21 protein-coding genes, 1 tRNA gene and 1 riboswitch are annotated in these 24,233 nt (G+C 63.5%); of the genes, 10 read left to right on the forward strand and 12 right to left on the reverse strand.

What is annotated here, in order from left to right; all coding sequences use genetic code 11:
- Positions 1-58 precede the first annotated feature (58 nt).
- From Q4G32_RS07560 to Q4G32_RS07600, 9 genes are all read right to left on the reverse strand, one after another.
- Positions 59-2,461: an ATP-binding cassette domain-containing protein gene (locus tag Q4G32_RS07560; RefSeq protein WP_303350477.1), complete on the reverse strand. Its 2,403-nt coding sequence runs from the start codon at positions 2,459-2,461 to the stop codon at positions 59-61.
- A gap of 2 nt (positions 2,462-2,463) precedes the next feature.
- The gene (locus tag Q4G32_RS07565; RefSeq protein WP_303350478.1) at positions 2,464-3,093 is read right to left on the reverse strand and encodes an ECF transporter S component; all 630 of its coding nucleotides are present in this window, start codon (positions 3,091-3,093) and stop codon (positions 2,464-2,466) included.
- A gap of 85 nt (positions 3,094-3,178) precedes the next feature.
- Positions 3,179-3,282: riboswitch (TPP riboswitch) on the reverse strand.
- A gap of 119 nt (positions 3,283-3,401) precedes the next feature.
- Complete coding sequence (locus Q4G32_RS07570) at positions 3,402-3,659, reverse strand: DUF4235 domain-containing protein (RefSeq protein ID WP_303350480.1); 258 nt, start codon at positions 3,657-3,659, stop codon at positions 3,402-3,404.
- Between the two features lie 57 nt (positions 3,660-3,716).
- On the reverse strand, positions 3,717-4,115 hold the full coding sequence (gene mnhG / locus Q4G32_RS07575; RefSeq protein WP_303350481.1) for a monovalent cation/H(+) antiporter subunit G: 399 nt from the start codon (positions 4,113-4,115) through the stop codon (positions 3,717-3,719).
- The gene (locus tag Q4G32_RS13950) at positions 4,115-4,591 is read right to left on the reverse strand and encodes a monovalent cation/H+ antiporter complex subunit F (protein WP_368660373.1); all 477 of its coding nucleotides are present in this window, start codon (positions 4,589-4,591) and stop codon (positions 4,115-4,117) included. The genes mnhG and Q4G32_RS13950 overlap by 1 nt, the downstream gene beginning before the upstream one ends.
- Positions 4,591-5,280, reverse strand: a complete 690-nt coding sequence (locus Q4G32_RS07585) for a Na+/H+ antiporter subunit E (RefSeq protein WP_303350482.1) — start codon at positions 5,278-5,280, stop codon at positions 4,591-4,593. The genes Q4G32_RS13950 and Q4G32_RS07585 overlap by 1 nt, the downstream gene beginning before the upstream one ends.
- Entirely contained in the window at positions 5,277-7,061 is a 1,785-nt protein-coding gene (locus Q4G32_RS07590; RefSeq protein ID WP_303350484.1) for a Na+/H+ antiporter subunit D, read from the reverse strand. The genes Q4G32_RS07585 and Q4G32_RS07590 overlap by 4 nt, the downstream gene beginning before the upstream one ends.
- Complete coding sequence (locus tag Q4G32_RS07595; protein ID WP_303350485.1) at positions 7,058-7,588, reverse strand: Na(+)/H(+) antiporter subunit C; 531 nt, start codon at positions 7,586-7,588, stop codon at positions 7,058-7,060. The genes Q4G32_RS07590 and Q4G32_RS07595 overlap by 4 nt, the downstream gene beginning before the upstream one ends.
- Complete coding sequence (locus tag Q4G32_RS07600) at positions 7,585-10,671, reverse strand: Na+/H+ antiporter subunit A (RefSeq protein ID WP_303350487.1); 3,087 nt, start codon at positions 10,669-10,671, stop codon at positions 7,585-7,587. The genes Q4G32_RS07595 and Q4G32_RS07600 overlap by 4 nt, the downstream gene beginning before the upstream one ends.
- A gap of 209 nt (positions 10,672-10,880) precedes the next feature.
- Here Q4G32_RS07600 and Q4G32_RS07605 point away from each other — a divergent pair, with 209 nt between their 5' ends.
- On the forward strand, positions 10,881-12,209 hold the full coding sequence (locus tag Q4G32_RS07605; protein WP_303350489.1) for an MFS transporter: 1,329 nt from the start codon (positions 10,881-10,883) through the stop codon (positions 12,207-12,209).
- 94 nt (positions 12,210-12,303) lie between these two features.
- Here Q4G32_RS07605 and dcd read toward each other — a convergent pair whose 3' ends face one another.
- Positions 12,304-12,879, reverse strand: a complete 576-nt coding sequence (gene dcd, locus Q4G32_RS07610) for a dCTP deaminase (protein ID WP_303350491.1) — start codon at positions 12,877-12,879, stop codon at positions 12,304-12,306.
- A gap of 157 nt (positions 12,880-13,036) precedes the next feature.
- Here dcd and Q4G32_RS07615 point away from each other — a divergent pair.
- The 8 genes from Q4G32_RS07615 to Q4G32_RS07650 all read left to right on the forward strand — a co-directional run bounded on the left by Q4G32_RS07615 (position 13,037) and on the right by Q4G32_RS07650 (position 20,113).
- Positions 13,037-13,110, forward strand: a tRNA-Gly gene (locus Q4G32_RS07615).
- 109 nt (positions 13,111-13,219) lie between these two features.
- On the forward strand, positions 13,220-13,906 hold the full coding sequence (locus tag Q4G32_RS07620) for a class I SAM-dependent methyltransferase (protein ID WP_303350493.1): 687 nt from the start codon (positions 13,220-13,222) through the stop codon (positions 13,904-13,906).
- Between the two features lie 79 nt (positions 13,907-13,985).
- Positions 13,986-14,405: an aspartate 1-decarboxylase gene (panD, locus tag Q4G32_RS07625; protein ID WP_303350495.1), complete on the forward strand. Its 420-nt coding sequence runs from the start codon at positions 13,986-13,988 to the stop codon at positions 14,403-14,405.
- 5 nt (positions 14,406-14,410) lie between these two features.
- Positions 14,411-15,421 (forward strand): AEC family transporter, encoded by a 1,011-nt coding sequence (locus Q4G32_RS07630; protein WP_303350497.1) that lies wholly within the window; start codon positions 14,411-14,413, stop codon positions 15,419-15,421.
- 283 nt (positions 15,422-15,704) lie between these two features.
- Positions 15,705-17,003: an extracellular solute-binding protein gene (locus Q4G32_RS07635; protein ID WP_441327479.1), complete on the forward strand. Its 1,299-nt coding sequence runs from the start codon at positions 15,705-15,707 to the stop codon at positions 17,001-17,003.
- Positions 17,000-17,965, forward strand: a complete 966-nt coding sequence (locus tag Q4G32_RS07640; RefSeq protein ID WP_303350499.1) for a carbohydrate ABC transporter permease — start codon at positions 17,000-17,002, stop codon at positions 17,963-17,965. Before Q4G32_RS07635 ends, Q4G32_RS07640 begins: the two co-directional genes overlap by 4 nt.
- 1 nt (position 17,966) lies before the next feature.
- The gene (locus tag Q4G32_RS07645) at positions 17,967-18,800 is read left to right on the forward strand and encodes a carbohydrate ABC transporter permease (protein WP_303350501.1); all 834 of its coding nucleotides are present in this window, start codon (positions 17,967-17,969) and stop codon (positions 18,798-18,800) included.
- Between the two features lie 59 nt (positions 18,801-18,859).
- Positions 18,860-20,113: an ABC transporter ATP-binding protein gene (locus tag Q4G32_RS07650; protein WP_303350503.1), complete on the forward strand. Its 1,254-nt coding sequence runs from the start codon at positions 18,860-18,862 to the stop codon at positions 20,111-20,113.
- 80 nt (positions 20,114-20,193) lie between these two features.
- Here the strand turns inward: Q4G32_RS07650 and Q4G32_RS07655 are convergent, their stop codons facing one another.
- Positions 20,194-20,856 carry a hypothetical protein gene (locus tag Q4G32_RS07655; RefSeq protein WP_303350505.1) on the reverse strand — a complete coding sequence of 221 codons (663 nt, stop codon included), beginning with the start codon at positions 20,854-20,856 and terminating at the stop codon, positions 20,194-20,196.
- Between the two features lie 160 nt (positions 20,857-21,016).
- On the opposite strand from Q4G32_RS07655, the gene Q4G32_RS07660 reads away from it, so the two are divergent.
- Positions 21,017-22,000 (forward strand): hypothetical protein, encoded by a 984-nt coding sequence (locus tag Q4G32_RS07660; RefSeq protein ID WP_303350507.1) that lies wholly within the window; start codon positions 21,017-21,019, stop codon positions 21,998-22,000.
- Positions 22,001-22,161: 161 nt separating this feature from the next.
- Here the strand turns inward: Q4G32_RS07660 and Q4G32_RS07665 are convergent, their stop codons facing one another.
- On the reverse strand, positions 22,162-24,072 hold the full coding sequence (locus Q4G32_RS07665; protein ID WP_303350509.1) for an NHL domain-containing thioredoxin family protein: 1,911 nt from the start codon (positions 24,070-24,072) through the stop codon (positions 22,162-22,164).
- Positions 24,073-24,233: the final 161 nt, after the last annotated feature.

Below are 24,233 nucleotides of genomic sequence, written 5' to 3' on the forward strand. Positions count from 1 at the left end.
ACTACTGGGACAACGGCACTGGGACAACGCCTACCTCGCTGCCCGCTCAACGGCTGCCTCACTGCCAGATGAAGCGCTGCGCCCCCGTCAGGTGAGAAACCACCAGGGCACCCACGCCCAAGACCAGTGTCACGGCAACAAGCTGAACGTCTGCCCGGGTTCTGGTGATGGGCCTGGCCCACGTGCGCTGCTGGGCAGCCACCACGGAGCCAAAACCCCGCACTTCCATGGTGACAGCCAGTCGGGTGGCCCGCCGCAACGCCTGAACCAGCAGCCCGAATCCACGTCCCCACACTTCCGCCACAACCAGTCGCGGGCTGCGGGATGCCCCTGCTCCGCGAGCCCTGCGCGCGGTCACCAGAACCTGCCACTGCCGCATCATGACGGTCATCAAGCGCAACCCCACCAGCGCGGCTATCACAAACCGAGCCGGTAGTTTTGCCGTGCGCGCCAACCCGTCGGCCAGATCCGTGGGATCGGTGGTGAGCAACAGCACCAACCCCGGCAGCGCCAGAGCCAGCCCTCGCAAGGCAATCGCGGCTCCAGCTGCCAGGGAGCCTTCCGAAATCGTGACCGGCCCCAGGAGCAGCAGCGTGGCTCCCGAATCTTCCGCCAGCAGTGCAGTTCCCCATCCGGAGAGCAGAGCTGCAAGCAGCAGGGGCCAAGCCACCAGCAGGAGTCGCAGCGGCCGTTGGCCTGCCAAGACCAGCGCCAGCAGTTCCCCGCCCAGAATCAGCCCGGAGGTCACCGGATCGGCTGAAATCACCAAGGGCACCGTGAGCATGACGGCGCAGAAGAGTTTGGTCAGCGCATCCCGGCCACTGAGCCAGCCGCGCTGGTGGGTGAGTGGAGACTCAGGTGCCCGCTCCGCAACTTGCTCTGAAGAGTCCGCCGGTTCCACCCGCAGTTCAGTGGCGCCCAGCGCGTGAATCAGCTCGCGGTCATGGGTCACCACCACCACTGCGCGCCCGGCCCGTACCTGATCCGCCAGGAGGTTGACCACGGAATGCCAGGTGGCCGCATCCTGGCCAAAGGTGGGTTCGTCCAACACCAGCACATCGGGGGCTGCGGCCATCACGGTTCCCACGGACAAGCGGCGCTTTTGACCACCGGAGAGGGTGAACGGATTGGCTTGGGCCACCTCCACCAGATCCAGGCGTTCCAGCAGATCGTCCACGGTGGCCTGGATGTCAGCGGAAGCCCAACCGGCACGGCGGGGGCCTTCTGCAAGTTCCGCCCGGACCGTGTTGGCCAGAAATTGATGTTCTGGTTCTTGGAACACGGTGCCGATCCGGGTCAGCAGCTCGGGCCCGGACCAGGCTGAGGGGTCCGCAACCGTGTCCCCAGCCAGCGCCGGCAGGGCGGTCACGCTTCCACCGGCGGGTACCAACAGCCCCGCCAAGGTCAGTGCCAGGGTGGACTTACCGGCCCCGTTGACTCCCGTCAGTGCCGTCGCCGTGCCACCGCGCACCGTGTAATTCACCGGTTGAGCCACGGGTTGCCCGGCCACGGCATGCTCCGGCACGGTGCGCCCGGAACGCACCTTGCGGCGGCGTTGGGCCAGTGCCCGGGAAGAAGGCTGCTGACGGGAAACTCTGAGTTCTTGTAATTCCAATAATTCTGGGCCAGGTTCCGGACGTGCTTGCACCGGAGTCGGCAACCCACGCTGAGGCACCCAAATCCCCTGGCGGGCCAAGGTTTCCCGGCGGTGCAAATCCCCAAAAACCTCGCTGGGTAGCCCGTCCTGCTCCACGCCGTTCGGGCCCAGGACCACCACCCGGTCCACCACGTCCGCCCAGACTTCCGTGCGGTGCTCCACCACAATCAACGTGGCACCGGTACGTTCCAGTACGGATTCCACGGCGGCGCGCACCGTGCGCACACCTTCCGGATCCAAGTTGGCCGTGGGCTCGTCCAAGAGCAGCAGTTGCGGGTGCATGGCAGTCACCCCGGCCAGGGCCAAGCGCTGCTGTTGTCCGCCGGAGAGGGCATCCGTTTGCCGGTCCAGGGGCACGCTCAGGCCAACGGCCTCCAGTGCGGCATCCACCCGTGGCCAGATCTTCTGGGGTGCCACGGCCAGATTCTCCGGGCCGAAAGCGACGTCGTCCCCCACCCTGGCCAGCACAATCCCCGCTTCCGGGTCCTGTTGCAGCAACCCCGTGATGCTGGCCCTCTCCAGAGCTGGGCGGCCCTGGATCAGCAATTCCCCGCTGGGCCCGGACCCTTGGGCAGTATTGTTTTCACCGTCCGCCGCGGCGCTGTCCGCGGATGAGTCCTCCACCCCCGGGTCCAAAACCCCGGCCAAAGCGTGGAGCAAGGTGGACTTGCCCACACCGCTGGGGCCCACCACCAGAACTTTCTCCCCCGGTTCCACCCGGAACGTCACCCCGGACGGGGATGCCCGTGCTCGGTCCGGATGGCGCCAGGAAAAGTCCCTGGCTTCCACCAAGGCACCCCGCATGTTCACCGTCCGGAGGACAGCGCGGAGAGCACGCCGGTGGCACGCAGGGCTCGGGTCAGCGCCCACATCAGCAACCCGGCGATCACCGCACCGGAGACCGTGGCAAAGACCACATAGACCACCTGATGGGCACTCTGCCATTCGTAGTAGTAGATGATGCACTCGGACACGCTGCCGAACAGCCCCGCCAGGGCACCGGCAGCGGTGGCCACCACCGGGCCGAACCGCCGGTAGCCCGTGGCTGCAAAGATCAACTCCGCGCCCAAGCCCTGAACCAGCCCGGAAATCACAACGGTCAACCCAAAATGCGTGCCCATCAACCCTTGGAAAACCGCCGCCAACAGTTCACAGACCAACGCGGCCCCTGGTTTGCGGATGATCAACCCGCCCAAAGTGCCAGCGATCAACCATCCACCCATCATGAACCCGGAAGCAGGCGGATAAGCCACGGCGGCGCTGGTGATCATGGGGTAGACCAGATTGGACCAGGCCCAGAAGATCACGCCGCAAGCTGCCGCCAGCACGGCCAAGACCACCAAATCCACCACCCGCCACTGCATGCGCGAGCGCCTGGTTCCGGGGCGGGCTGCGGTGGTGGTGCGCCGATCCGCAGAATGTGACGTCTTGTTCATGGTTTCCTCCCGATCCGGGGCGCAGCGCCACCGGCATGTGTTCAGGAGGGGGAGGTGCCCGGTCCGTGCCACACGGACCCCGGACACCCCGAGATGCTCGACTCCCTAGCGCCGGTACTAACCGGATCAGGTTCGAGGGTCTGCGGTCGCCCGCACTCTCAGCGCTTACGCGCTCCCCTGTCGTTACAGTGCCCGCTCACTCTAGCAAGCACGTGACGACGCCGGCGCCCACACCTGGCAACCCGTGCTCACTCAAGCGGAGGTCACGCAGGCCGGGGACACCGGCGTCGTTGAAAAATTGAGGGGGTTCAGGCGCCGATCTGGTCGCTGTCACCCTGCATCTTGGCCACCTGACGGGTCACGCCCACCTTGATGACGGTGGTCACCACACCCGTGATGACGGCCCACAGGAGAATGTCAGCCCAACGTTCCTGCGGGTCCGGGTTCTTGGCCGGGGGTTCATGGCCCGTGACCTTGCCCCAGATGGCGGTCAGACCCTTGTTGGCCACCGTGACGCCCGCAATGGAGGCAGCGGTTCCCACCAGGCTCAATACTTTGTCGTTCATGGTCACTCCTTCACCGGACCGCGGTCCGAGTTCGTGGACAATTCTCCCGGCACAACCTTAGCGCGCGGCTGAATCAGGATTGTCAGCAATCTGCTCAACGCGAGTTTCCACCGGAGTGTTGCCTTTCAGAGCAAGGGCGAGTTCGTCCTTGGTGACGCCCTCCTCCTTGACGTGCTTGCTGCGGTAGCTGGCGCGGCCCACCATGTGGGCGTTCACCGGGGCCGTCAGCAACATGAACACCCAGCCCAACATGGCCAGCGGGAACAGCTCCCAAGCGCGGTTGATGATCACCACCGCCAGCAAAACGCACAGCAATCCCAGCACCTGCGGCTTGGTGGCTGCGTGCATGCGGGTCAGGACATCCGGCAAGCGCACCAAACCCAATCCGGCAGCCAGGGACATCAGGCAGCCCACCAGCAACAAGACCGAACCGATCACATCCAGTACAAGGTCCATCAGCGTCCCTCCGTTTCGGTTCCGGAACCGCCGGTCTGGCTGGGCCGCTCCCACTGTGATCCGGGACCAACTCCCGGGCCGGTGGCCGCTTCCCGGGCCGACTGCGGTGAATGGATGATGGTGATCTCCCCCGTTCCAGTACCCGGTTCCCGTGGCCGGGACGGCGCCTCCGCGTCCTCCCATTCAGAGCGGGTTCGCCCCGCATCCGGGTGCTGGGACGGGCGGGTCTGCACAAAGCGGGCAAACGTCACGGAGGCCAGGAAACCCACCAGGGAAATCATGACGGTCAACACCAGGTAGTCCGTGTTCTGCTGCCACAGCATGTCCACACACACCGCGGCCGCCACAATGGCCAACAGAACATCACTGGCCAGCACCCGGTCCAACAGTGCGGGGCCCTTGACCAACCGGTACAGCACACCGGCGGCGGCTCCGGCCAGCATCAGGACGGCCAGGAACAACACGATCGAATTCATCAGCGATCTCCTGACTGTTCGGGGGCACGCAACACAGCCATGGGGTGCTTTCTGCCCAAGCGCTCGTCTTCGGCGTGCAAGATTGCCAGTTCATGCTGATCGCCCATGGTGCGGATCCACGCCGCTTCCGTGTCCAGGACCACCTGGCGGAAGGACTCCACTTCCTCCTCATTCTTCACATTCAGCACGTGGAAGAACAAGGTGCCGGTGGAGCGGTCCACCTCGATCAGCACAGAACCCGGGATGAGGCCCGTGGTGTTGGCCACCGCGGTGACCAGGAGGTCATTGCCGGTACGCAGCTGAACACCCACAATGGCGCTGCGCACGTTGGGGCCCTCCTTGATGGCCACCCACAGCACCTGGAAGCTGGCTTTGGTCACCTGGTACAGGAAGGTCACACCCATCACCAGGGCCTGCAGCACGTTGAAGCGATACGACAGGGTCACCGGCGGCAGCGCCAGAACGCGGGTCACCAGCAGAGCAAAAATCACACCGACCGTCAGATTGGTCAGGTTGAACTCACCCCACAGCACTGCCCAGACCACCACCAGCCACAGGATCAGGGGGATCTCCACAATGAACCGGTGATTACGACGTCGAACTTTGGCTCGCTTGGTGGCCAATCGCTCACGACGTTGCCGGCGCGCCGTCTCTTCTGCGCCGGGCGCAGCGTTGGTGCTCTCACTCATGGCGTCTCCTCACTGCCGGTTGCAGCGGGTTCGGGTGACTCCGTGGGGCCCGGGTAAATGTCCACGGCCAGGCCCTCCTGTTCACCGTTGCCGTATTGGGTGCCGGCGGGAACATCAGCACCGTCCGTTGAACCTGCCGTGCCGTCATCTGCGCCGTTCTCCAGCGCACCACCCGGTTGGCCCTCCGGTCCGAACACAGCCTCCACGTAGGCGGCAGGATTCTTCAGATTGGCGGCGGCATTGTCCGCCACCGCAAACAGCGGGCCGGCAAACACAGTCAGGGCCACGCCCACCAGCACCAGAGCGGTGGTGGGCCAGACCATCAGGCGCGGCAACAAGCTCACTCGTTGCGCCGGATCTCCGTTACGGCTGGTGATCGTCTGCTGGGCGCCTGCACCCCAGTGGCCCTCACGGGTGGTGGCCAGCAGCACGGGGTCGGGGAAATCGGCGTCGTCCGGGGTGCGCAGGAACACGCGGTTCCACACGCGCATCATGGCGATCAGCGTCAGCAAGGAGGCCAGGACGGCACCGGCAATCACCACGTAGGTCTGCCAGGTGGCCACGTCCACACCGGCCTGGAACAGGCCGATCTTGCCCAGGAAGCCGGAGAACGGCGGGATACCACCCAGGTTCAACGCCGGGATCATGTAGAGCAGAGCCAGCACCGGGGCCAAGCGCGCCATGCCCCCCAGACGGTCCGTGTTGGTGGACCCCCCGCGACGCTCAATCAAGCCAGCCACCAGGAACAGGCTGGTCTGAATGATGATGTGGTGAGCCACGTAGTAGACCACCGCCGAGTAGGCCGCCACGGTACCCACCGCAATACCAAAGATCATGTACCCGATGTGGCTGACCAGCGTGAAGGACAACATACGTTTGATGTCGATCTGGGCCAGGGCACCCAGGATGCCCACCACCATGGTCAGAAGGGAGACCCACATCAACAACGTGTTGACCCGGTCGGCGGTGAACAGCAAGGTTTCCGTCCGGATGATCGCATACACGCCCACCTTGGTCAGCAGGCCGGCAAACACCGCAGTGACCGGAGCAGAAGCCGTGGGGTAGGAGTCCGGAAGCCAGAAGGACAGCGGGAAAACCGCCGCCTTGATGCCAAAGGCAACCAGCAGCATCAAGTGCAGCTGCATCTGAGTGCCTGCGGGCAGTTCCGCCAGCTTGATGGACAGATCCGCCATGTTCACGGTGCCCGTGGCGGCATAAATCATGCCGATGGCAATCAGGAACAGCACGGAGGAAATGATGGAAACCACCACGTACGTGACACCGGCGCGAATCCGCTGTGTGGTGCCACCCATGGTCATCAGCACGTAGGAGGCCACCAGGAAGATCTCGAAACCCACGTAGAGGTTGAACAGGTCCCCTGCCAGGAAGGCGTTGGAAACACCGGCAACCAGGATCAAGAACGTGGGGTAGAAGATGGAGATGGGGCCTTCGGCATCACCGTCTGCCACACCCTGACCTGTTGCGTAGATCAGCACCGCCAGAGACACGATGGTGGAGACCACCAGCATGATCGCGGAGAGCTGGTCCACCATCAGCACAATGCCGAATGGCGCTTCCCATCCACCCAGGTTGACCGCGGTGGGCGGTGCGTCCCAGGTCTGAATCAGCACCAGGGTCTCCACCACCAAGGACAGCGCCAAGGTGGCAATGGCCATGACCCGCTGCATGCGGTTGTGCCGGAACAGCACCAACGTCATGGCCGCACCCACGAACGGCACGATGATGGCCAAGGGGGCCAACTGGGCAATCTCTATGCTCATCGCTGACCTCCGTCCCGGTCGTTGTTCTCACGCTCTTGTTTCTGGGCCTGGACCCATTCCATCTCACGCTGATGCCGCAGTTCGCTTTCGCGTTCATTGGCCTCCAGCTGGTCGTCGTCGAACTCGGAGGTGTCCTCCGGCAGTTCGGCGTCTTCCTCATCCACAAAGGATGATTGGGCGGCCACGCGGCGGTCTTCGTCGTCGTCTGCAATGACGTCCCGGCGTGAAAGCACCCAGGAGCGGTAAATCAGTCCCAGCAGGAATGCGGTGACGGCCAACCCGATCACAATGGCGGTCAGCACCAGGGCTTGCGGCAGGGGATCCGTGTAATCCTGCGGGTCCGTGTCCGCCGAGTACAGCGGCGCCAACCCGGGCATGCCCGCAGCGTGCACAATCAGCAGGTTGGTGGCGTTGGTCAGCAGCATCACGCCCAGCAGTACGCGGGTCAGGGAGCGCTCCAGCACCAGGTACACACCCACGGCGTACAGCACACCCATCACAATCAACAGAGTCAGATTGACGCTCATGGTGCGGAGTCCTCCTCTGTCAGCTCAACGGGTTCTTCTCTGGTCACGGTCACCGTGCCCGTGGCACCGGCATCCGATGCCGGACCGCGAGTCACCCGAATCCGGGCGCCCTTCCCCTGGGCCCGACGACGACGCCGCATGATCTCGTCCTCATGCTGCTCATCCACGTGGCCGCCCAGAGACCGCAGGATGTCCAGCACCAGGCCGATCACGATCAGGTACACGCCGATGTCAAAGATCACCGAAGTCACCACGTACGTGTAGCCGTAGAGCGGAAGCTCAGCGCCCAGCGTGTAGCTCTGCATGATGGAGCCACCGAAGAACACGGGAACCACGGCGTAGAGGCAGCAGATGGCCAGGCCCAGGCCCAACATGGTGCCGGCGTTGATGGGGGTGGCCCGCTCCAGCTCGTAACGGCCACCTGCCAGGTAGCGCAGCGTCAGGGCCAAACCGGCGGTCAAACCGGCGGCAAAACCACCGCCGGGCAAGTTGTGTCCGGCGATCAGCAGGTACAGGGAGACCAGCATGATCGTGTGGAACAACAGGCGGGTGATGACTTCCAGCACAATGGAGCGGATCTCCGGTGCCACAGTTTTGCCCGCCAGAATGTAGGGGCTTGAAGGCTCCACCTGGAAGTTACGGGCAGAGCGGTATCCGTCCGGACCCAGAGCTTGGGTGGCGCGGTCCTGGATGCGTTCCAGTTGAGCGGTGTCCGGGGCCACCGCACGGCGGACCAGACGGTCACCACGGCCCTGGACGAACAGCAGGGAAGCCACGCCGGTGGCCGCCACCACCACCACGGTCAGCTCGCCGAAGGTGTCCCAGGCTCGGATGTCCACCAGGATCACATTGACCACGTTGGCCCCGTTGCCCAGTTCATATGCCATTTCCGGCATACTCAGGGAAATTGGGGAGGCGGTGCGGGAAGCCATGGAGAAGGCCGCCAGCAGCATCATGAACACGCCAAAAGTCACGGCCACAATGGCCCGCGGGACCCGGCCTCTGTCCTTGCGCCCACGCCACACGGGAGCCGGGAGGGAACGCAGCGCCAGCACAATGGCCACCAGGGCAATGGTCTCCACCAACATCTGGGTCAGGGCCAGGTCCGGGGCGCCCTGCAGGGCAAAGATCAGGACCATGCCAAAGCCCGTGACGGAAACCAGCAGCACGGCCAGGAAGCGCTTTTGCACCTTGATCACGGCCAGGGCTGCCACCACCATGATGGCCCCGGCAATCACCTGCCCCCAGGAGTCCGCAATGCGCATGGCCCCCAGCGGCGGAGTCTCCTCCACGAACAGAGCCACCACCGGCACCACAATGGCGGTGACCAGGATGACGGACAGGTAGAAGCTCAGCGAACCACGCTGGGTGCTGCCGGTGACCTTGACCGCCAGACGGTCCAAAGCATCAATCACGCCGCGGTAGACCCGCTCGCCGGCCGGGAGATGCGGCAGTGCGTTCTGGAACTTGGCCACGGGGATGCGCAACCAGAACAGCACCAGGCCGATTGCCAGGACACTTGCGGACAGGCCCAGGGCCGGGGTCAAACCGTGCCACCACGACAGATACGTGGTGGTTTCACCATCAAAAGTGTCAACCCACGGGGTCAGGAAGGTTTCCACCGGACCGGGGTAGAGCCCGTAGGCAATGGTGATGACCGTGAGTACGGCAGCCGGGGCTTGGAAGGCCCAGGACACGCTGTGCGTGGGGGTACGCACCGGACGGCCGTCCGCGCCCACGGGGAGGTCGGCAAATTCGCTGCGCTTGGTGGCAAAAGCACCCCACACAAAACGGGCGCTGTAGGCCACGGTCAGAACTGAACCCGCCAGCACGCCGACCAGACGAATCCAGGAGGCGGGGTCGCCGTCGACCTCCACCGCGTGCAGCAGCCCCTCCAGCACCGATTCCTTGGCCACAAAACCGCCCAGCAGCGGGAAACCGGCCATGGAGGCCGCCCCGATCAGGGCAATCACGAACAGGCCCTTCATGGGGTGGTAGAGCCCGGAGAGCTTACGCACGTCACGGCTACCGGTTTCGTGGTCAATGATGCCCACCACCAGGAACAAGGTGGCCTTGAAGCAACCGTGGGCCAGCATCAGCGCCAACCCGCCCAGGGCGGCGTCGGCAGTTCCCTGCCCCAGAATCAGGATCAGGAAGCCGAGCTGACTGACGGTGCCGTAGGCAAGGATGAGTTTGAGGTCGTACTGCCGCAAGGCCACCCAGCCGCCGAACAGCATGGTGCCCAGACCCAAGGTGATGATCATGGGCTGCCAGGCAGCGGTCTGGGAGTACTCCGGGGCAAAGCGGGCCACAATGAACACGCCGGCCTTGACCATGGCCGCTGCGTGCAAATAAGCGGAGACCGGCGTGGGTGCTGCCATGGCTGCGGGCAGCCAGAAGTGGAAGGGAATCAGCGCGGACTTGGTGACCGCCCCCACCAGGAGAAGGGCTATGGCCACATTGATCATGGCTTCGTGCTCGGCAATGATCTGCGGGGCATTGGCCAGCAGCTCGGAAATCCGATAGGTGCCACCCAGCTGGCCCAACATGACCACACCAACCAGCATGGTCAAGCCACCAGCGGTGGTGATCACCAGCGCCTGCATGGCAGCACGCCGCGCTGACATTCTGGTGCGCGCGTAGGTGATCAGCAGGAAGGAGAGCACGGAGGTGATCTCCCAGAAGATGAACATCAACATCAGGTCATCGGAGGTGACCAGACCGAACATCACGCCCGCAAAGGCCACCAGCTGGGCGCCAAAGGCTCCGGTGTCCGGTGAATCCGTGGAGAAGTACCTGGCGCAGTAGGCCAGCACCAAGGAACCAACCCCCAGCACCAGCAGGGAAGTGGCCCACGCCAGGGCATCCATCCGGAAAGCAAGTTCCAAGTCAAGCGCGGGCACCCAGTTGACCAGCTGCATGGGGTCCTGACCGTCCCGGACGGCAGGCCACTGCAACAACAGCCAGATGAACGAAACCCCCGGCACAGCGGCCAGCAAGTAAAAGGCATTACGGCCAATGCGGGGGAAAATCAGGGGTGCCAGCAGCGCTGCCAAGGCATGGGCAATGAGCACTGCGAGCATGGCACCTCCGAGGCCGGCATTAACGCGGGAGATTGGTCTTCAAGGGTGTCAGCTCTACCGGACCCGCGGGCCATGCCGTCTAAACCCTTGGTGACATGGCAATAACGCTCGGGTCGGTTCGAGCTGGGGACAATCCTACCAAGGCCCGGGCTGACCCCCATGAGCTCAACCCGCACCCGATGTGGCCTCCAGCACTTTACGCTGGGGTCATGACCGCCCAGACCGCCCCTCCGGTCCGCCCATCCCCCGCCCAACCAGCCCCCAGGACAACGCTCACGGCCTGGTATTTCTACGACGTCGCCATTTCCGTGATCGACGCCCTGATGATCACGTTCGTGTTCACCACGTACCTGACAAGTTCAGCTTTCGGCAGTACCGAGCACACCTCCCAGGTGCTCTCCATAGCCACCGCCCTTGCCGCGGTGAGCATCGCCGTGTTCGCCCCCTTGGTAGGGCGTCTGTCTGATCGCAGTGGGCGCCGAGCTCCCGCCATCGCGGTGCTCACAGCTCTGTGTGTACTGGCTACCGCCGGATGTTTTTTTGCGGCTCCCGCCGAGCAGTTCCTCTTGCTGGGCGTGATGCTGCTCTCCGCCGCCAACGCTGCCAAGGAACTGGCGGCCGTGGACTACTACGCCGTACTTCCCACCATCGCTCCGGCGGACCGCGTGGGGCGCATCAGCGGACGAGGGTGGGCTGCCGGGTACATCGGCTCCATCCTTGCCACGGCTTTTGTCCTGTTCGGCTTTGTCTCCCCCGGATTCGTGGGACTTCCCACCGAAGACGCCGTCAACGTACGCGCCGTCGCCCTGTTCTGCGCCGCGTGGTGTGCCGTGTTTGCCATCCCCCTGGTGGTCTCCCTGCACCGCCGGGAACGATTGATGGCACCTGCGGTCTCACCCGATCAACACCGTGAGGGACCGCTGGGGCCCTACCGCGAGATTCTGGGCATGGTCCGGCAACTGTGGCGAACTGACCGCACCGCGCTGTTCTTTTTGCTGGCCTCCGCCGTGTTCCGGGACGGGCTCTCCGGAATTTTCACCTTCGGCGGGGTGATTGCAGCCGGCACCTTTGGATTCACGCTGGCGGAAGTCATGACTTTTGCCATCGTGGGCAATCTGGCCGCAGGCATCGGCGCATTGATCGGGGGCCAACTGGATGATCGTGTTGGCCCCAAGACCGTGATTGTGGTGGCCCTGGTGTGGGTGATGGTCTTTGCCGTGCCTCTGCTGTTCCTGGACGGGCACACAGTTTTCTGGATTTGCGGACTGGCCCTGTGCTTGGCGGTGGGCCCAGCCCAGGCATCCTCCCGGGCCTATCTGGCCCGGCTCACCACGGAGGGCACCGAGGGTTCCCTCTACGGCCTCTACGCCACCACCGGCCGGGCCGTGAGCTTCTTGGCTCCGGCGCTGTTCACCGTTGCCATCTACATTTCCGGTGAACAACGGTGGGGGATTTTGGGAATCCTGACCGTGGTGCTCCTGGGTTTGCTGTTGCTGCTGCCGTTACCAGACCCCCGCCGTCGCACCCCAACCCCCTAACCCCTACTGCCGAGTGTCCGTTTTTGGTCGTTGTGGGGCAGCAGAAACGACCAAAAACGGACACTCGGCAGTCGAGGCCAGGCGGGGGTGGGGGTCAGATCTGGGTGCGGTGGAAGTTCAGGTGGGAGCGGGAGGCCGTGGGGCCGCGTTGCCCCTGGTACCGATTCTTGTGATCCCCCGTGCCGTACGGGTACTCGGCCGGTGAGGACAGGCGGAAGAAGCACAACTGCCCCACTTTGGAACCCGGCCAGAGCTTGATCGGCAAGGTAGCCATGTTGGACAGTTCCAGCGTCACGTGCCCGGAGAAACCGGGGTCTATGAAACCTGCGGTGGAATGGGTCAGCAGCCCCAACCGCCCCAGGGAGGACTTGCCTTCCAGGCGGGCGGCGACGTCGTCCGGCAGCGTCACCTTCTCGTACGTGGAACCCAGAACGAACTCACCTGGATGCAGCACGAACGGTTCGTTCGGGTCCACCTCCACCAGCCGGGTGAGATCCGGTTGGTCCTGGGCGGGGTCAATCACCGCGTACTTGTGGTTGTCAAAGAGCCTGAAAAAGCGGTCCAGGCGAACATCAATACTGGAAGGCTGGATCATCTCCGGAACACAAGGCTCCAGTTCAACCCGTCCGGCTTCCAGTTCAGCGCGTATGTCACGATCAGAGAGCAGCACGCCGCCCACGCTAGCGCACCCACCCCAGCAGCCTCCTGAACGTGCACTGCCGCGGCACCCAAGAACCGTCCGTGAGTTGACGCCATTGTGACCAGCTCACTACAGTCAAGCCGTGCAAGATGCACACTGTGCACAGATTGAAGAATCTGAGTTCAATGCGGCTGTAGCTCAATGGTAGAGCGCACGCTTCCCAAGCCTGATACGCGGGTTCGATTCCCGTCAGCCGCTCCAAACGCCTTGAGCGCCCGTGGTCACTCACATTGTCTACGGGCGTTTTTGCGTGCGAGCCACACCGTGACTCCAACTGCATCAACCCCCGCTGCACCCGGAAGGAGATCCCGTGGAGAGCACCGGAAACTCCGGGCCAACTCAGCAACCATTGGCCCCGCAGGGAGCACCGGCCGACCGATTGATCACCCTGTGGGAATCCGTGGTGGAACGCGACCCCACTCATTCCAACCGCTACATCGAACGCTTCCAGAAGATGCGCGAAGCTGGTGCAGATCTTCACGGTGAGGCCCGTTTTGTTGATGCCATGCTGCCCCGCGAAAGCAGAATTCTGGATGCGGGCTGCGGCCCTGGGCGGATCGGTGGTGAGTTGATCCGCCGCGGCCATCACGTGGTGGGTGTGGACGTTGACCCCGTGCTGATCACAGCAGCCACCCAGGATCACCCGGACGGAATGTGGCTGCACGGAGATCTTGCGCACTTGGAGGTCTTGGACCTTGTGCACGCGCACGCAGACGCCGATGATACTGAGGGATTCAAGGCCATTGTGTGCGCCGGAAATGTCATGACATTTTTGGCCGCCGGCACCCACCGCGCGGTCCTGGAAGGCTTCCGGCGGCACCTGAGCCCGGATGGTCGGGCCGTGGTGGGATTCGGCACCACCCGCGGCTACGACCCCCAACAGTTTTTTGACGACGCCGAATCAGCTGGGTTCAGCTCTGTTCAGCGTTTTGCCACCTGGGAGATGCACCCCTACCGCCGGGACAGCGACTTCCTGGTGGCTATCCTCAATCCCTGAGTGCGCCGGATCACCCGGCGCAGAATTCACATCATCCTCATCCGGTCCCCTGGGGCCTCAGCACTACGACGGAGGCGCCATGTTGCGCACCATGTTCACTGGCAAGATTCACCGCGCCACCGTGACCCACGCGGATCTGAACTACGTGGGTTCGGTGACCGTTGACCTGAACCTGCTGGAGGCTGCCGACATCCTGCCCGGACAGCAGGTGCAGATTGTTGACGTCACCAACGGCGCCCGCCTGGAGACCTACACCATTGCCGGTGTCCGCGGCTCCGGGGTGATCGGGATCAACGGTGCCGCAGCGCACCTGGTGCACCCCGGTGACACCGTGATCTTGATTGCTTACGCCCAGATGGACGACGCCGAAGCTCGCGCTCACGTACCCCACGTGGTGCACGTTGATGCCCAGAACCGCATGGTCCACGTGGGTGATGACCCCGCCGAGGCCGTGCTGGACAACGTTCGCACCCCTGCCGGTGCGATCAGCGGTCACTAATCTCAGTGGCGGGGGTGCTGGCGGGTTTCGCCGTCATCTGGACCATCATCCTGGTGGGCACACTGGTGGCCCGCACCGGGGTTTTGGGGGACAGCGCTCAACGTGTTTTGAGTCAGTTCGCCTTCTGGGTGGCATCCCCCTGCCTGTTGTTCCTCACGGTCTCGGAAGCCGAGATCGCCGTGATCCTCTCCATCCCATTGGTGGTTGCCGCAGTTGCAGCCTGGTCCACGGTGGCCCTGTGGTGGGGGCTCTTTGCGGCCTACTCGTGGTTACGTGCCCGCCGTGACCCCAAGCGCCCTGGCAGAAGGGCGCCCACGGTGCGCGACGGCGTCGTCATCCGGGATCAAGAGCACCGCCCCGGACTGGGGCAGGTGGTCATGTCCGGGCAAGCGGCCTCCCAGGTGAACTCGGCCAACCTTGGTATTCCTCTGACCACGTTCGTTTTGGGTGATGCCTCCTACGTGGTGCCCGTGATCCTGTTCCAGCTGGCCATCAACACTCCGGTGTACCTGACCGTCATGGACATAGCGGTACTGGGAAGGCGCCCCAACATCGGCTCGATTGTGCGTTCCGTCTTCACCAACCCCATGGTGATGGGCTCCCTGCTGGGTGTGCTGTTTGCCGCCACGGGATGGCAACTGCCAGAAATTGTGCTGCAACCGGTGGAGCTGATCGCCGGTGCTGCCATCCCCTGCATGTTGGCCGCATTTGGCATGTCCCTCACGCAGCACAAACCCCTACAGGGGACCCGCGCCCACAAATTCCAGGTGGCCGTACTGAGTGTGCTGAAACTCTTGGTCATGCCGGGACTGGCCTGGCTGTGTGGGGTGGCCCTGGGGCTGGAAGGCCAAGCCCTGTTCGGAGTTGTCCTGATGGCCTCCCTGCCAACCGCCCAAAATGTCTACGTTGCGGCCGTTCGTTACAGAACTGCGGAGCCCGTGACCCGCGATGTGGTGCTGGTGACCTCCGTGGTGGCCATGGTGACCATGGCCTTGGTGGCACTTCTTCTGGCCTGACACAGGCCACCATTTCAACAGGTCAGCACGGAAGAGAGCCGTTCAACACCGCCGCCATGGTCCTCGCACGGCAATAAATGCGGGACAGGTTCACGCACGCAGCAGCCCTAGCACCCCGTGCCCTTTTCACGAAACCCTTGGCGTCAGCTGGGAGCAACCTCAGAAATACGTAACTCTCGATTGTGTCCAGCTTCACACTGCGGAGTACCCTGGCTCACTGTCAGAGGACTGTCCGGGGATTTACGGGTGATTCCTCTGCGCAAGAGAACAACGGAGGAAACTCGTGACAGCAAAACCCCACAGGCGCGCCCTGCGCGCGGTTGCGGTGGCGGCGGTCGGCGCATTCGTGATGGCAGGTTGCTCATCCAATGACGGCGGCACCGTCCAACTGACGTGGTACATCAACCCGGACGACGGCGGACAGGCTGAGCTTGCCCAGCAGTGTTCAGATGCCTCGAACGGGGCCTACAACATCAGCACTTCCCTGCTGCCCCGTGACGCCGCCAGCCAACGAGAGCAGTTGGCCCGCCGCCTGGCAGCCGGTGACACCACCATGGACATCATGAGCCTGGACCCGCCGTTCATCCCTGAACTGGCTGAGCCCGGTTTTTTGGCTGCACCACCATCGGACGTCATTGAGCGCACCACCAGTGACACTCTTGAAGGTGCTGCCGCGGGTGCGCAGTGGAACGGCGAATACGTGACGGTGCCGTTCTGGGCCAACACGCAGCTGCTGTTCTACCGCAAGTCCGTGGCCGAGGCCGCAGGTTTGGACATGTCCCAGCCTGTGACCTGGCAGCAGATCATTGACGCCGCGGAATCCCAGGACAAGTACCTGGGCGTCCAGGGCACACAGGCCGAATCCATGACCGTGTGGGTCAATGGTTTGGTCGAATCTGCCGGTGGACACATCGTCGGTGGAGACCCCTCTTCCGTGGACACCATTCAGCTTGATCTGGATTCGGAAGCCGGCCGTGAGGCTGCCAACATTGTGGGCACCATCGGCGAAAAGGGCCTGGGTGGCCCCGGTATCTCCTCCCAGGATGAGAATGCTGCCATGGTGCAGTTCCGCGGTGACAACGGGTCCTTCATGGTCAACTGGCCCTTCGTCTACTCGGCAACCGCGGGTGCCGTGGAACAGGGATCCGTGGACCAGTCTGTACTGGACGATTTTGCGTGGACCACGTGGCCCCGCGTGAATGCGGATACTGAGGCTGCCCCTCCGCTGGGTGGTATCAACCTGGGTGTTGGTGCCGAATCTCAGCACCAGAATGAAGCATGGGATGCCATCCAGTGCATCGTGAGCCCAGAAAACCAGGCCCAGTACATGGTGACCAACGGCAACCCCGCATCATCTGCATCGGCATATGACGACCCTGACGTGCAGGACGCCTTCCCCATGTATAGCACCATCCGGGATTCAATTGAGATCGCGGCACCGCGTCCTCAGACGCCGTACTACAGCGAAATCTCAGAGAGTATCCAGCAGAACTGGACACCAATCTACAACGTCAATGAGAACACTCCGGGGACCACCGATGAGTTCATCATGTCCGTGCTGAAGGGAGAGTCGCTGCTATGAGCACCGCCTCTGAGCAAGCCCCCACGCGTCGGGGCGACAAAGAAGGCAAGCAGAGCAAGGCCCCCATCTCCGACCGCACGCGCGCAGAACGCCGCCTGGGTTGGATGCTGGCCGGTCCTGCCTTCCTGGTCATGCTGTTGGTGACCATGTACCCGATTGTCCAGGCGCTGTGGGACTCCATGTTCTCCTACCGTCTGACGGCACCGGATGACCGGTCTTTCGTGTTCTTGCAGAACTACTGGACCGTCTTGACCAGCGCTGACGTTTTCTGGCCCGCGCTGGGCGTCACGGTCCTGATCACCGTGGTGACCGTGGCCGTGGAACTGGTGCTGGGCTTTGCCCTGGCCCTGGTGATGAACAGCGTGCTCAAGACCTTCCGCGGCGTGATCCGTACCGCCATCCTGGTGCCCTACGGCATCATCACCGTGGTTTCGGCCTTCGCCTGGTTCTACGCCTTTGACATCAACACCGGTTACGTCAACAACTGGCTGTCCTGGCTGCCGGTCATCGGCCCGGACTTCAACTGGTTCGGCCAAGGCTGGTCGGCGTTGATCGTCATCATGGCTTCCGAAATCTGGAAGACCACCCCGTTCATCTCCCTGCTCCTGCTGGCCGGTCTGGCCCAGGTTCCCGGTGAGCTGAATGAGGCCGCCAAGGTGGATGGCGCCGGCTGGTGGCAGCGGATGTACAAGGTCACCCTGCCCTCCATGAAGGCAGCGATCATGGTTGCGGTGGTCTTCCGCGCCCTGGATGCCTTCCGCATCTTTGACAACGTATTCATCATGACCAACGGTCAGTACGGCACGGAGACACTTTCCCTGCTGGCCTACCGCACCTCCATCACGCGCTTGGAGATCGGTCTCGGTTCCGCCGTGTCCGTGATCCTGTTTGTCTGCGTGCTGCTGATCGCCTTCACCGCGATCAAGGTGTTCAAGGTCGACCTGGCTGGAGGTAAGGGCTGACATGACTACCAAGCAGAAACTCGGTTGGGCGATTGCAATCGTCGTCGTCCTGATTTGGAGCCTTTTCCCGGTTCTGTCCATCCTGATGAACTCGTTCAAATCGGATGCGGACTTGCAGGCCGGTGGCTTCCTGCCCAGCAGCTTCACGTGGGCGAATTACGAGATGATCTTCACCGGTTCGGCGCAGAGCCTGTTCCTTCCGGCACTGCGTAACTCAATCGGCATCACGCTGATTGCCACGGCCATAGCCGTGATTCTGGCCACCTTGTGTGCTTACGCGATTGCTCGCCTGGACTTCCCCGGCAAGCGGATCATCCTGATCACCGCGTTGGCCGTGTCCATGTTCCCCGTGGTCTCGATTGTGACCCCGCTGTTCAACGTGTGGCGCCAGGTTGGGCTCTACGACACCTGGTTGGGTCTGATCCTTCCGTACCTGTCACTGACCCTGCCGATCTCCATCTGGACCCTGGCCGCGTTCTTCCAGCAGATCCCCTGGGATCTGGAACGCGCCGCTCAGGTGGACGGGGCAACCTCTTTCCAGGCATTCCGGAAGGTGATTGTTCCGCTGGCCGCACCGGGTGTGTTCACCACGGCGATCATCGCGTTCTTCATTGCGTGGAACGACTTTGTGTTCGGTATCGGTCTGACCTCCACGGGTGCAGCACGCCCGGTCCCGGCAGCCCTTGCCTTCTTCACCGGCGCCTCCCAGTTCGAGGATCCCGCCGGTGCCATCTCCGCCGCGGCAATCGTGGTGACCATCCCGGTCATCCTCCTGGTGCTGGCCTTCCAGCGTCAGATCGTCGCCGGCCTGACCCAGGGTGCGGTCAAGGGCTGATCAGCCCCGCTCACCCCCTGACCGACACCTCACATTGAGTCTCTGAGAGGCAAATCAAAATGGCATCCATCACGATGAACAACATCGTCAAGAAGTACGACGACGGTTTCCCTGCGGTCAACGACGTCTCGATTGAAATCGCCGACGGCGAGTTCCTGATCCTGGTTGGCCCGTCCGGCTGCGGTAAATCCACCCTGCTGCGCATGGTGGTGGGTCTGGAGGACATCACCTCCGGGGATCTGATGATTGACGGCAAGCGCGTCAATGAGAAGGAACCGCGCCAGCGCAATCTGTCCATGGTGTTCCAGAACTACGCCCTCTACCCGTTCCTGACGGTGTACGAGAACATTGCCTTCCCGCTGCGACTGGCCAAGGGCAAGTTCTCCGATGACGAGATCGACAAGAAGGTCCGCAACGCCTCTGAGCTGTTGGACCTCAACGATCACCTGGAGCGCAAGCCGGGCAACCTCTCCGGTGGTCAGCGCCAGCGTGTGGCCATGGGCCGCGCGATCGTTCGTGATGCGGACGCGTTTCTGTTCGATGAGCCCCTGTCCAACCTGGACGCCAAGCTGCGTGGTCAGATGCGCACCGAAATTGCGCAGCTCCAGCGCCGCCTGGGCATCACCTCCCTGTACGTGACCCACGATCAGACCGAGGCCATGACCTTGGGCGACCGTGTGGCCGTGCTCAAGAAGGGCCGTTTGCAGCAGATCGCCTCCCCGCGTGAGCTCTACGAGCAGCCGGCAAACCTGTTCGTGGCGGGCTTCATTGGCGCCCCGTCCATGAATTTCCTGCCGGCCCGCCGTGACGGCAACACGTTCCACACCCCGATCGGCGACATCCCGGTTCCGGAACATGCCCAGGGCAAGCTGGATCAGGCTGGCGAGCTGTTGATCCTTGGTGTCCGCCCCGAGCACTTTGCGGATGCCCGCGATGTCCAGGACTCCCCCTGGGCCGCCAAGGGTGCCACGTTCGAGGCCGAGCTGTCCCACACCGAATGGTTGGGCAACCAGCAGTACGGCTACGTCCGCTATGAGCAGGACCAGGACGTCAAGGCCAAGCTGGATGAGTTGGCCAAGGACTTGGATGCGGACGAGATGCCGGCCACCGTCGTCGTCGAACTGGATGCCTCCTCCCGCATTCGGGGTGGCAGCACTGCCAGCCTGTGGGTCAACACCCGCAAGATGCACATCTTTGATCCCGAGTCCGGTCTGAACCTGACCCGGGACGAGGAAGCCGGTGCGGAGTTGACCCGCGAGGCCAACGAGGAGCGCAAGGCCGAGATCGAACGGCTCAAGCAGCACGACTCCTGATCTGCGCCCACCGAAAGCCGTGCGCAGTTTGATACCCCATCACCTCTGATGGGGTATCAAACTGCGCACGGCTTTCCCTTTTAGGCGTTCCAGGCCAACCAGTAGACCGCAGCCACGGTTCCGACCAGCAGCGCCCCCGTGAACACGGACTTGATCCACGGGTAGCGCATGAGGGGTGTGACGAGTTTGGGCCAGGCCTGGGCCAGTTCCTTGGGCTCCACCCGTTGGATTCGATTGACCGCAACGCCCAGCTGGTCAGCCAGTTCATTCATGGAACGGGCATCCCACACCGTGCCGTCCAGCCTGAAAATGGGCTTGCCGGCGTGGTCAACCAACCAGAGATACGGGCGGGCAAATCCCCGTTTGGGCGCCTTACCACCGCGTTGAGCCGAAAAACCGGGCCGCTCCAAAGATTCCACCACGACGACGCTGCGCGCCTTCTCCCGCGCCGCATTACTGAAGCCCACAGCGCGGGAGCCCAACACGTGCGTGGCGGTCACCGCCACGGTGTTCGGGCGCAGCCACACCCAGCACAATGCGATGCACACCAGGATCACCACCACGATGATCGCCGAAATCGCGGGCGTCGGCCGCCGCATCCACAACATCACCAGGCAGACCAACCCCAGGAAGGCTGCGGGCAGGCAAGCCAGGATCCGCCGTCCCATGGAGCTGATCCGCGGATGCCACACCCGCTGCACGGGACCGAACCGCTCAGGGATGTGACGGATGTTGTCGGCCACGGGTGGGCTCCTTGCAGTAGGGGTGCTGCCGCGCAACGCCTGTGGCGCAGCTCAGTGCGGTTGATGCGAGCGCAACAGCTGGTGACAAAGCACGTCCGACCCTAGCAACAGGGCCGTCACCAACGCGGGTCTGGGCACAATGTGGACTACCGTGGTGCGGATGGAACGTAACGATCGGGTAAGTCGGGCGCTGCTGGTGTGGCTGCTCATGGTGCTCTTGGCCATTGCCGCAGCATGGGTGACGATTTCCCTGGTCAACAAGTACATGTACGGCCCGGAAACTGATGTGCGGTCCTACTTCAACCACCTGGAGGACGGCGACGGCGCCCGCGCCCTGGGAGCCATCAACGCCCAGGTCCCCGACGGCACGGACGCCACCCTGCTGGATGGCGACGCCCTCAAACAGGCCACTGAAACGTTGGAGGACGTGAGGATATCCACGGTGTCCCAGGATGCGGACAGCGCGGTGGTTCGAGCCGAATACACCCTGGACGGTGAACCACAGTCCACGGAGTATCACTTGCATCCCGCCGACACCCAGTGGGGTTTCTTCACGGTGTGGGCCTTTGACCAAACTCCCCTGCCCACCCTGACAGTTTCCATGCCGGGGGTGACCAGCGCGGACATCAATGGAACGTCTGCCGCGCTACCGAACTCCACGCAAGAGTTCGCGGCCCTGCCACCGGGGGTCTACACCGCGTCCTATGCCTCCGAATACGTGGATGCCGACCCCCAATCCGTGGCCCTGACCTCCCCGGATCAAGGGGAATCCGTGACCTTGACCCCCACCCCCTCCCAAGCCATGGAAGACCAGGTGCAGCAGTCGATCACCGCTGATCTGAAAACCTGCACGGATCAGCAGACGCTCTACCCTTCCGGCTGCCCGTTCTCCTACGAATTCGATGGTCGCGTTCAAGGCACCCCCACGTGGAAAATCGTGGAGGCACCCACCCCCAAGATCTCTGTCTCCGCCAAAACCGCCACCGGCTGGTACATGTCCAAGGCCAACGGGGTGGCTGAAGTCAGCTTCACGTCCGTGGATCTTTACGACGGCACCACGGAGAAAGTCACCGAGCGCGTGCCCTTCACCTATCAGGCCACCATCGGATTCAACGACGCCGACACAGTGATCGTCACCCGCTGACTGCCGATCACCGGCCGCCGACCACTGCAAGTGACAGCATCTGTCCCGCAGCACCACCGGATGCGGGACAGACACCTACCGGCACAACCCTGCAGGCACTACGTGGCACAGCACCACCTTGTGCACTGCCTGGCGCAGTATCCTCTTGTGCCCGGCGGGGCTCAGTTCAACCCGCGCAGTTCCAAGGTGAGGGAGTCCTCCGCTCCGTCCACCACCGTGAACGGGATGCCCCAGTCCTGCTGATAGAGGTGGCAGGCGGCGTGATCGGGGATTTCACCGCCGGGTTCACCGTCGCAGGCCGCAGCCCGGGCCGTGATGTGCAAAACGCCTTCCGTCACACCGTCAGCCAGGGTCAGCTCACGCTGCAACCCCTGCGCTGTACCGTCCCCACCGGCCAAGGCTTCCGGCGGGGACGTGGTGATCTTCAACTGGGTGGGATCTCCCCACCGGTCATCCAACTTCTGCCCCGCGGGCGCTGCAAACCGAACATCTATTCGCAATGCACCGGGTGCCACGGGGGTGCGCTGACGTTGGGAGACGGAAGCCCCCTCGTCCACGGCTTCCAATGCCTGAGCGGGAACGGGTACCCGCACCACACGGTGCTGGTTGGTTTCCACCACAATCAGTACCGGCGTTGGCGCAGCCAGATCCAACAACACATCCGATGGTTCTTCCAGACCACGGGTCAGCGTGGACAAGTGCCCCACCGCTTCCGTGCCGGCTGGTTGCCACCGCCTGATCGCCCCGTTGTAGGTGTCCGCCACCGCCACGGAACCATCCGGCAGGGCCGCCACCCCCAGGGGATGCTGCAGGCGAGCTTGTTGGGAATCGCCATCGCGGAAGCCGAAGTCGTAGAGGCCGAGCCCCACGGCGGTGTCCGCGGTGGTTACGGCGTTGCCCTGCACCCGGAGGGCACGCACGGCGGAAGATTCTGAATCGGCCATCCAGATGGAGCCGTCGGGAGCTTCCGTGAGACCCGATGTTTGGGCAAACCAAGCGTTGCGCGCGGCCCCGTCCAGAAGCCCCTCGTCACCGGTTCCGGCCACCACGGACAGCGCGCCCGTGCGCGGGTCAAAACCGAAGATCTGGTGCGTACCCGCCATGGCCACAATCAGTTGGTCCGTGGCCACCGACCACAGCACATCCCACGGGGAGGACAGCGCCACAGTCAGCGGATCCGCCCCGGCTGCAATGAAGTCAGGGTCCACGCCCTGGGCGCGCGCCGAATCCAGCAATCGCTGCACGCCGTTGCCCGCCACTGTGCTGATCTCTCCCGTGCCGAGGTTCAACCCCCGCAGGCGGTGATTGACGGTGTCAGCCACAACGACGTCGTACCCCACCTGTTCCCGCACCTCAGCCGGGAGCAACGCCAGTCCGCGGGGTTCGTTGAACTGGGCGGTGGCGGAATCGCCGTCGTGATGACCCTTGGTGCCGGACCCGAAAGTGGTCCGGACCGTGGTCAAGTCTTCTTCCAACTGGACCAGACGGTGATGCCCTGTGTCTGCCACCAGGAGGCTGTGATCCTCCAGCAAAATGGCCTTCTCCGGGAACCGGAGATCACCCTCCGGTTGAGGACGCGGAACGTAGGGACCGTCACCGCGGTGCAGGGTTCCGTTGGCCTCGTGCTGAGCCACCAGGTCTTCCACCAGGGAAACCAGCCCCTGAACGTGGCCCTCACCGGAGAGGTGCGCCACGATGTAGCCCTCCGGGTCCACCACCACCAGCGTGGGCCAGGCCCGGGCGGTGAAAGCATCCCAGGTGACCAACTCGGGGTCGTCAAGGACGGGGTGGTGAATGTGATAGCGGTCCACGGCAGCGGCCAGAGCATCCGGGTCCGCTTCGTGCTCGAACTTGGGTGAGTGCACTCCCACCGTGACCAGGACGTCCCGGTATTGCTCTTCCAACGGCCGCAGTTCATCCAGCACGTGCAGGCAGTTGATACAGCAGAAGGACCAGAAATCCAGAATCACAATTTTGCCGCGCAGCTTGTGCCAATCCAGGTCCTCTCCCCCGGTGTTGAGCCAAGTACGCCCCGTCAGTTCAGAGGCGCGCACGCGCGAGATGCCGGTCATGATGGTCCTTTCGGAGTGTGCCTTGCCGTTGGGTGCAACCAAGGGTTCACCCGGAACTATTCCGGATGCGCTCGCCGCGTCAATTATCCGTTCCGGAACCGGTTGTCACGGCCGGGCTGGTGCCCATGGCCCGGAGTGGCTGCCTGGTTGGGCTGGGGTGG

The sequence above is a fragment of the Kocuria sp. genome, assembly GCF_030538595.1.
In the GTDB taxonomy this organism is placed as follows: Bacteria; Actinomycetota; Actinomycetes; order Actinomycetales; family Micrococcaceae; genus Kocuria.

Coding starts and splice junctions, on each gene's coding strand:
- Q4G32_RS07665 (WP_303350509.1), bottom strand. CDS start 24,072: ATGACCGGCATCTCGCGCGTGCGCGCCTCTGAACTGACGGGGCGTACT.
- Q4G32_RS07660 (WP_303350507.1), top strand. CDS start 21,017: ATGGAACGTAACGATCGGGTAAGTCGGGCGCTGCTGGTGTGGCTGCTC.
- Q4G32_RS07595 (WP_303350485.1), bottom strand. CDS start 7,588: ATGAGCGTCAATCTGACTCTGTTGATTGTGATGGGTGTGCTGTACGCC.
- Q4G32_RS13950 (WP_368660373.1), bottom strand. CDS start 4,591: ATGAATTCGATCGTGTTGTTCCTGGCCGTCCTGATGCTGGCCGGAGCC.
- panD (WP_303350495.1), top strand. CDS start 13,986: ATGTTGCGCACCATGTTCACTGGCAAGATTCACCGCGCCACCGTGACC.
- Q4G32_RS07590 (WP_303350484.1), bottom strand. CDS start 7,061: ATGAGCATAGAGATTGCCCAGTTGGCCCCCTTGGCCATCATCGTGCCG.
- Q4G32_RS07650 (WP_303350503.1), top strand. CDS start 18,860: ATGGCATCCATCACGATGAACAACATCGTCAAGAAGTACGACGACGGT.
- Q4G32_RS07645 (WP_303350501.1), top strand. CDS start 17,967: ATGACTACCAAGCAGAAACTCGGTTGGGCGATTGCAATCGTCGTCGTC.
- Q4G32_RS07565 (WP_303350478.1), bottom strand. CDS start 3,093: ATGAACAAGACGTCACATTCTGCGGATCGGCGCACCACCACCGCAGCC.
- mnhG (WP_303350481.1), bottom strand. CDS start 4,115: ATGGACCTTGTACTGGATGTGATCGGTTCGGTCTTGTTGCTGGTGGGC.
- Q4G32_RS07560 (WP_303350477.1), bottom strand. CDS start 2,461: ATGCGGGGTGCCTTGGTGGAAGCCAGGGACTTTTCCTGGCGCCATCCG.
- Q4G32_RS07600 (WP_303350487.1), bottom strand. CDS start 10,671: ATGCTCGCAGTGCTCATTGCCCATGCCTTGGCAGCGCTGCTGGCACCC.
- Q4G32_RS07605 (WP_303350489.1), top strand. CDS start 10,881: ATGACCGCCCAGACCGCCCCTCCGGTCCGCCCATCCCCCGCCCAACCA.
- Q4G32_RS07640 (WP_303350499.1), top strand. CDS start 17,000: ATGAGCACCGCCTCTGAGCAAGCCCCCACGCGTCGGGGCGACAAAGAA.
- Q4G32_RS07570 (WP_303350480.1), bottom strand. CDS start 3,659: ATGAACGACAAAGTATTGAGCCTGGTGGGAACCGCTGCCTCCATTGCG.
- Q4G32_RS07585 (WP_303350482.1), bottom strand. CDS start 5,280: ATGAGTGAGAGCACCAACGCTGCGCCCGGCGCAGAAGAGACGGCGCGC.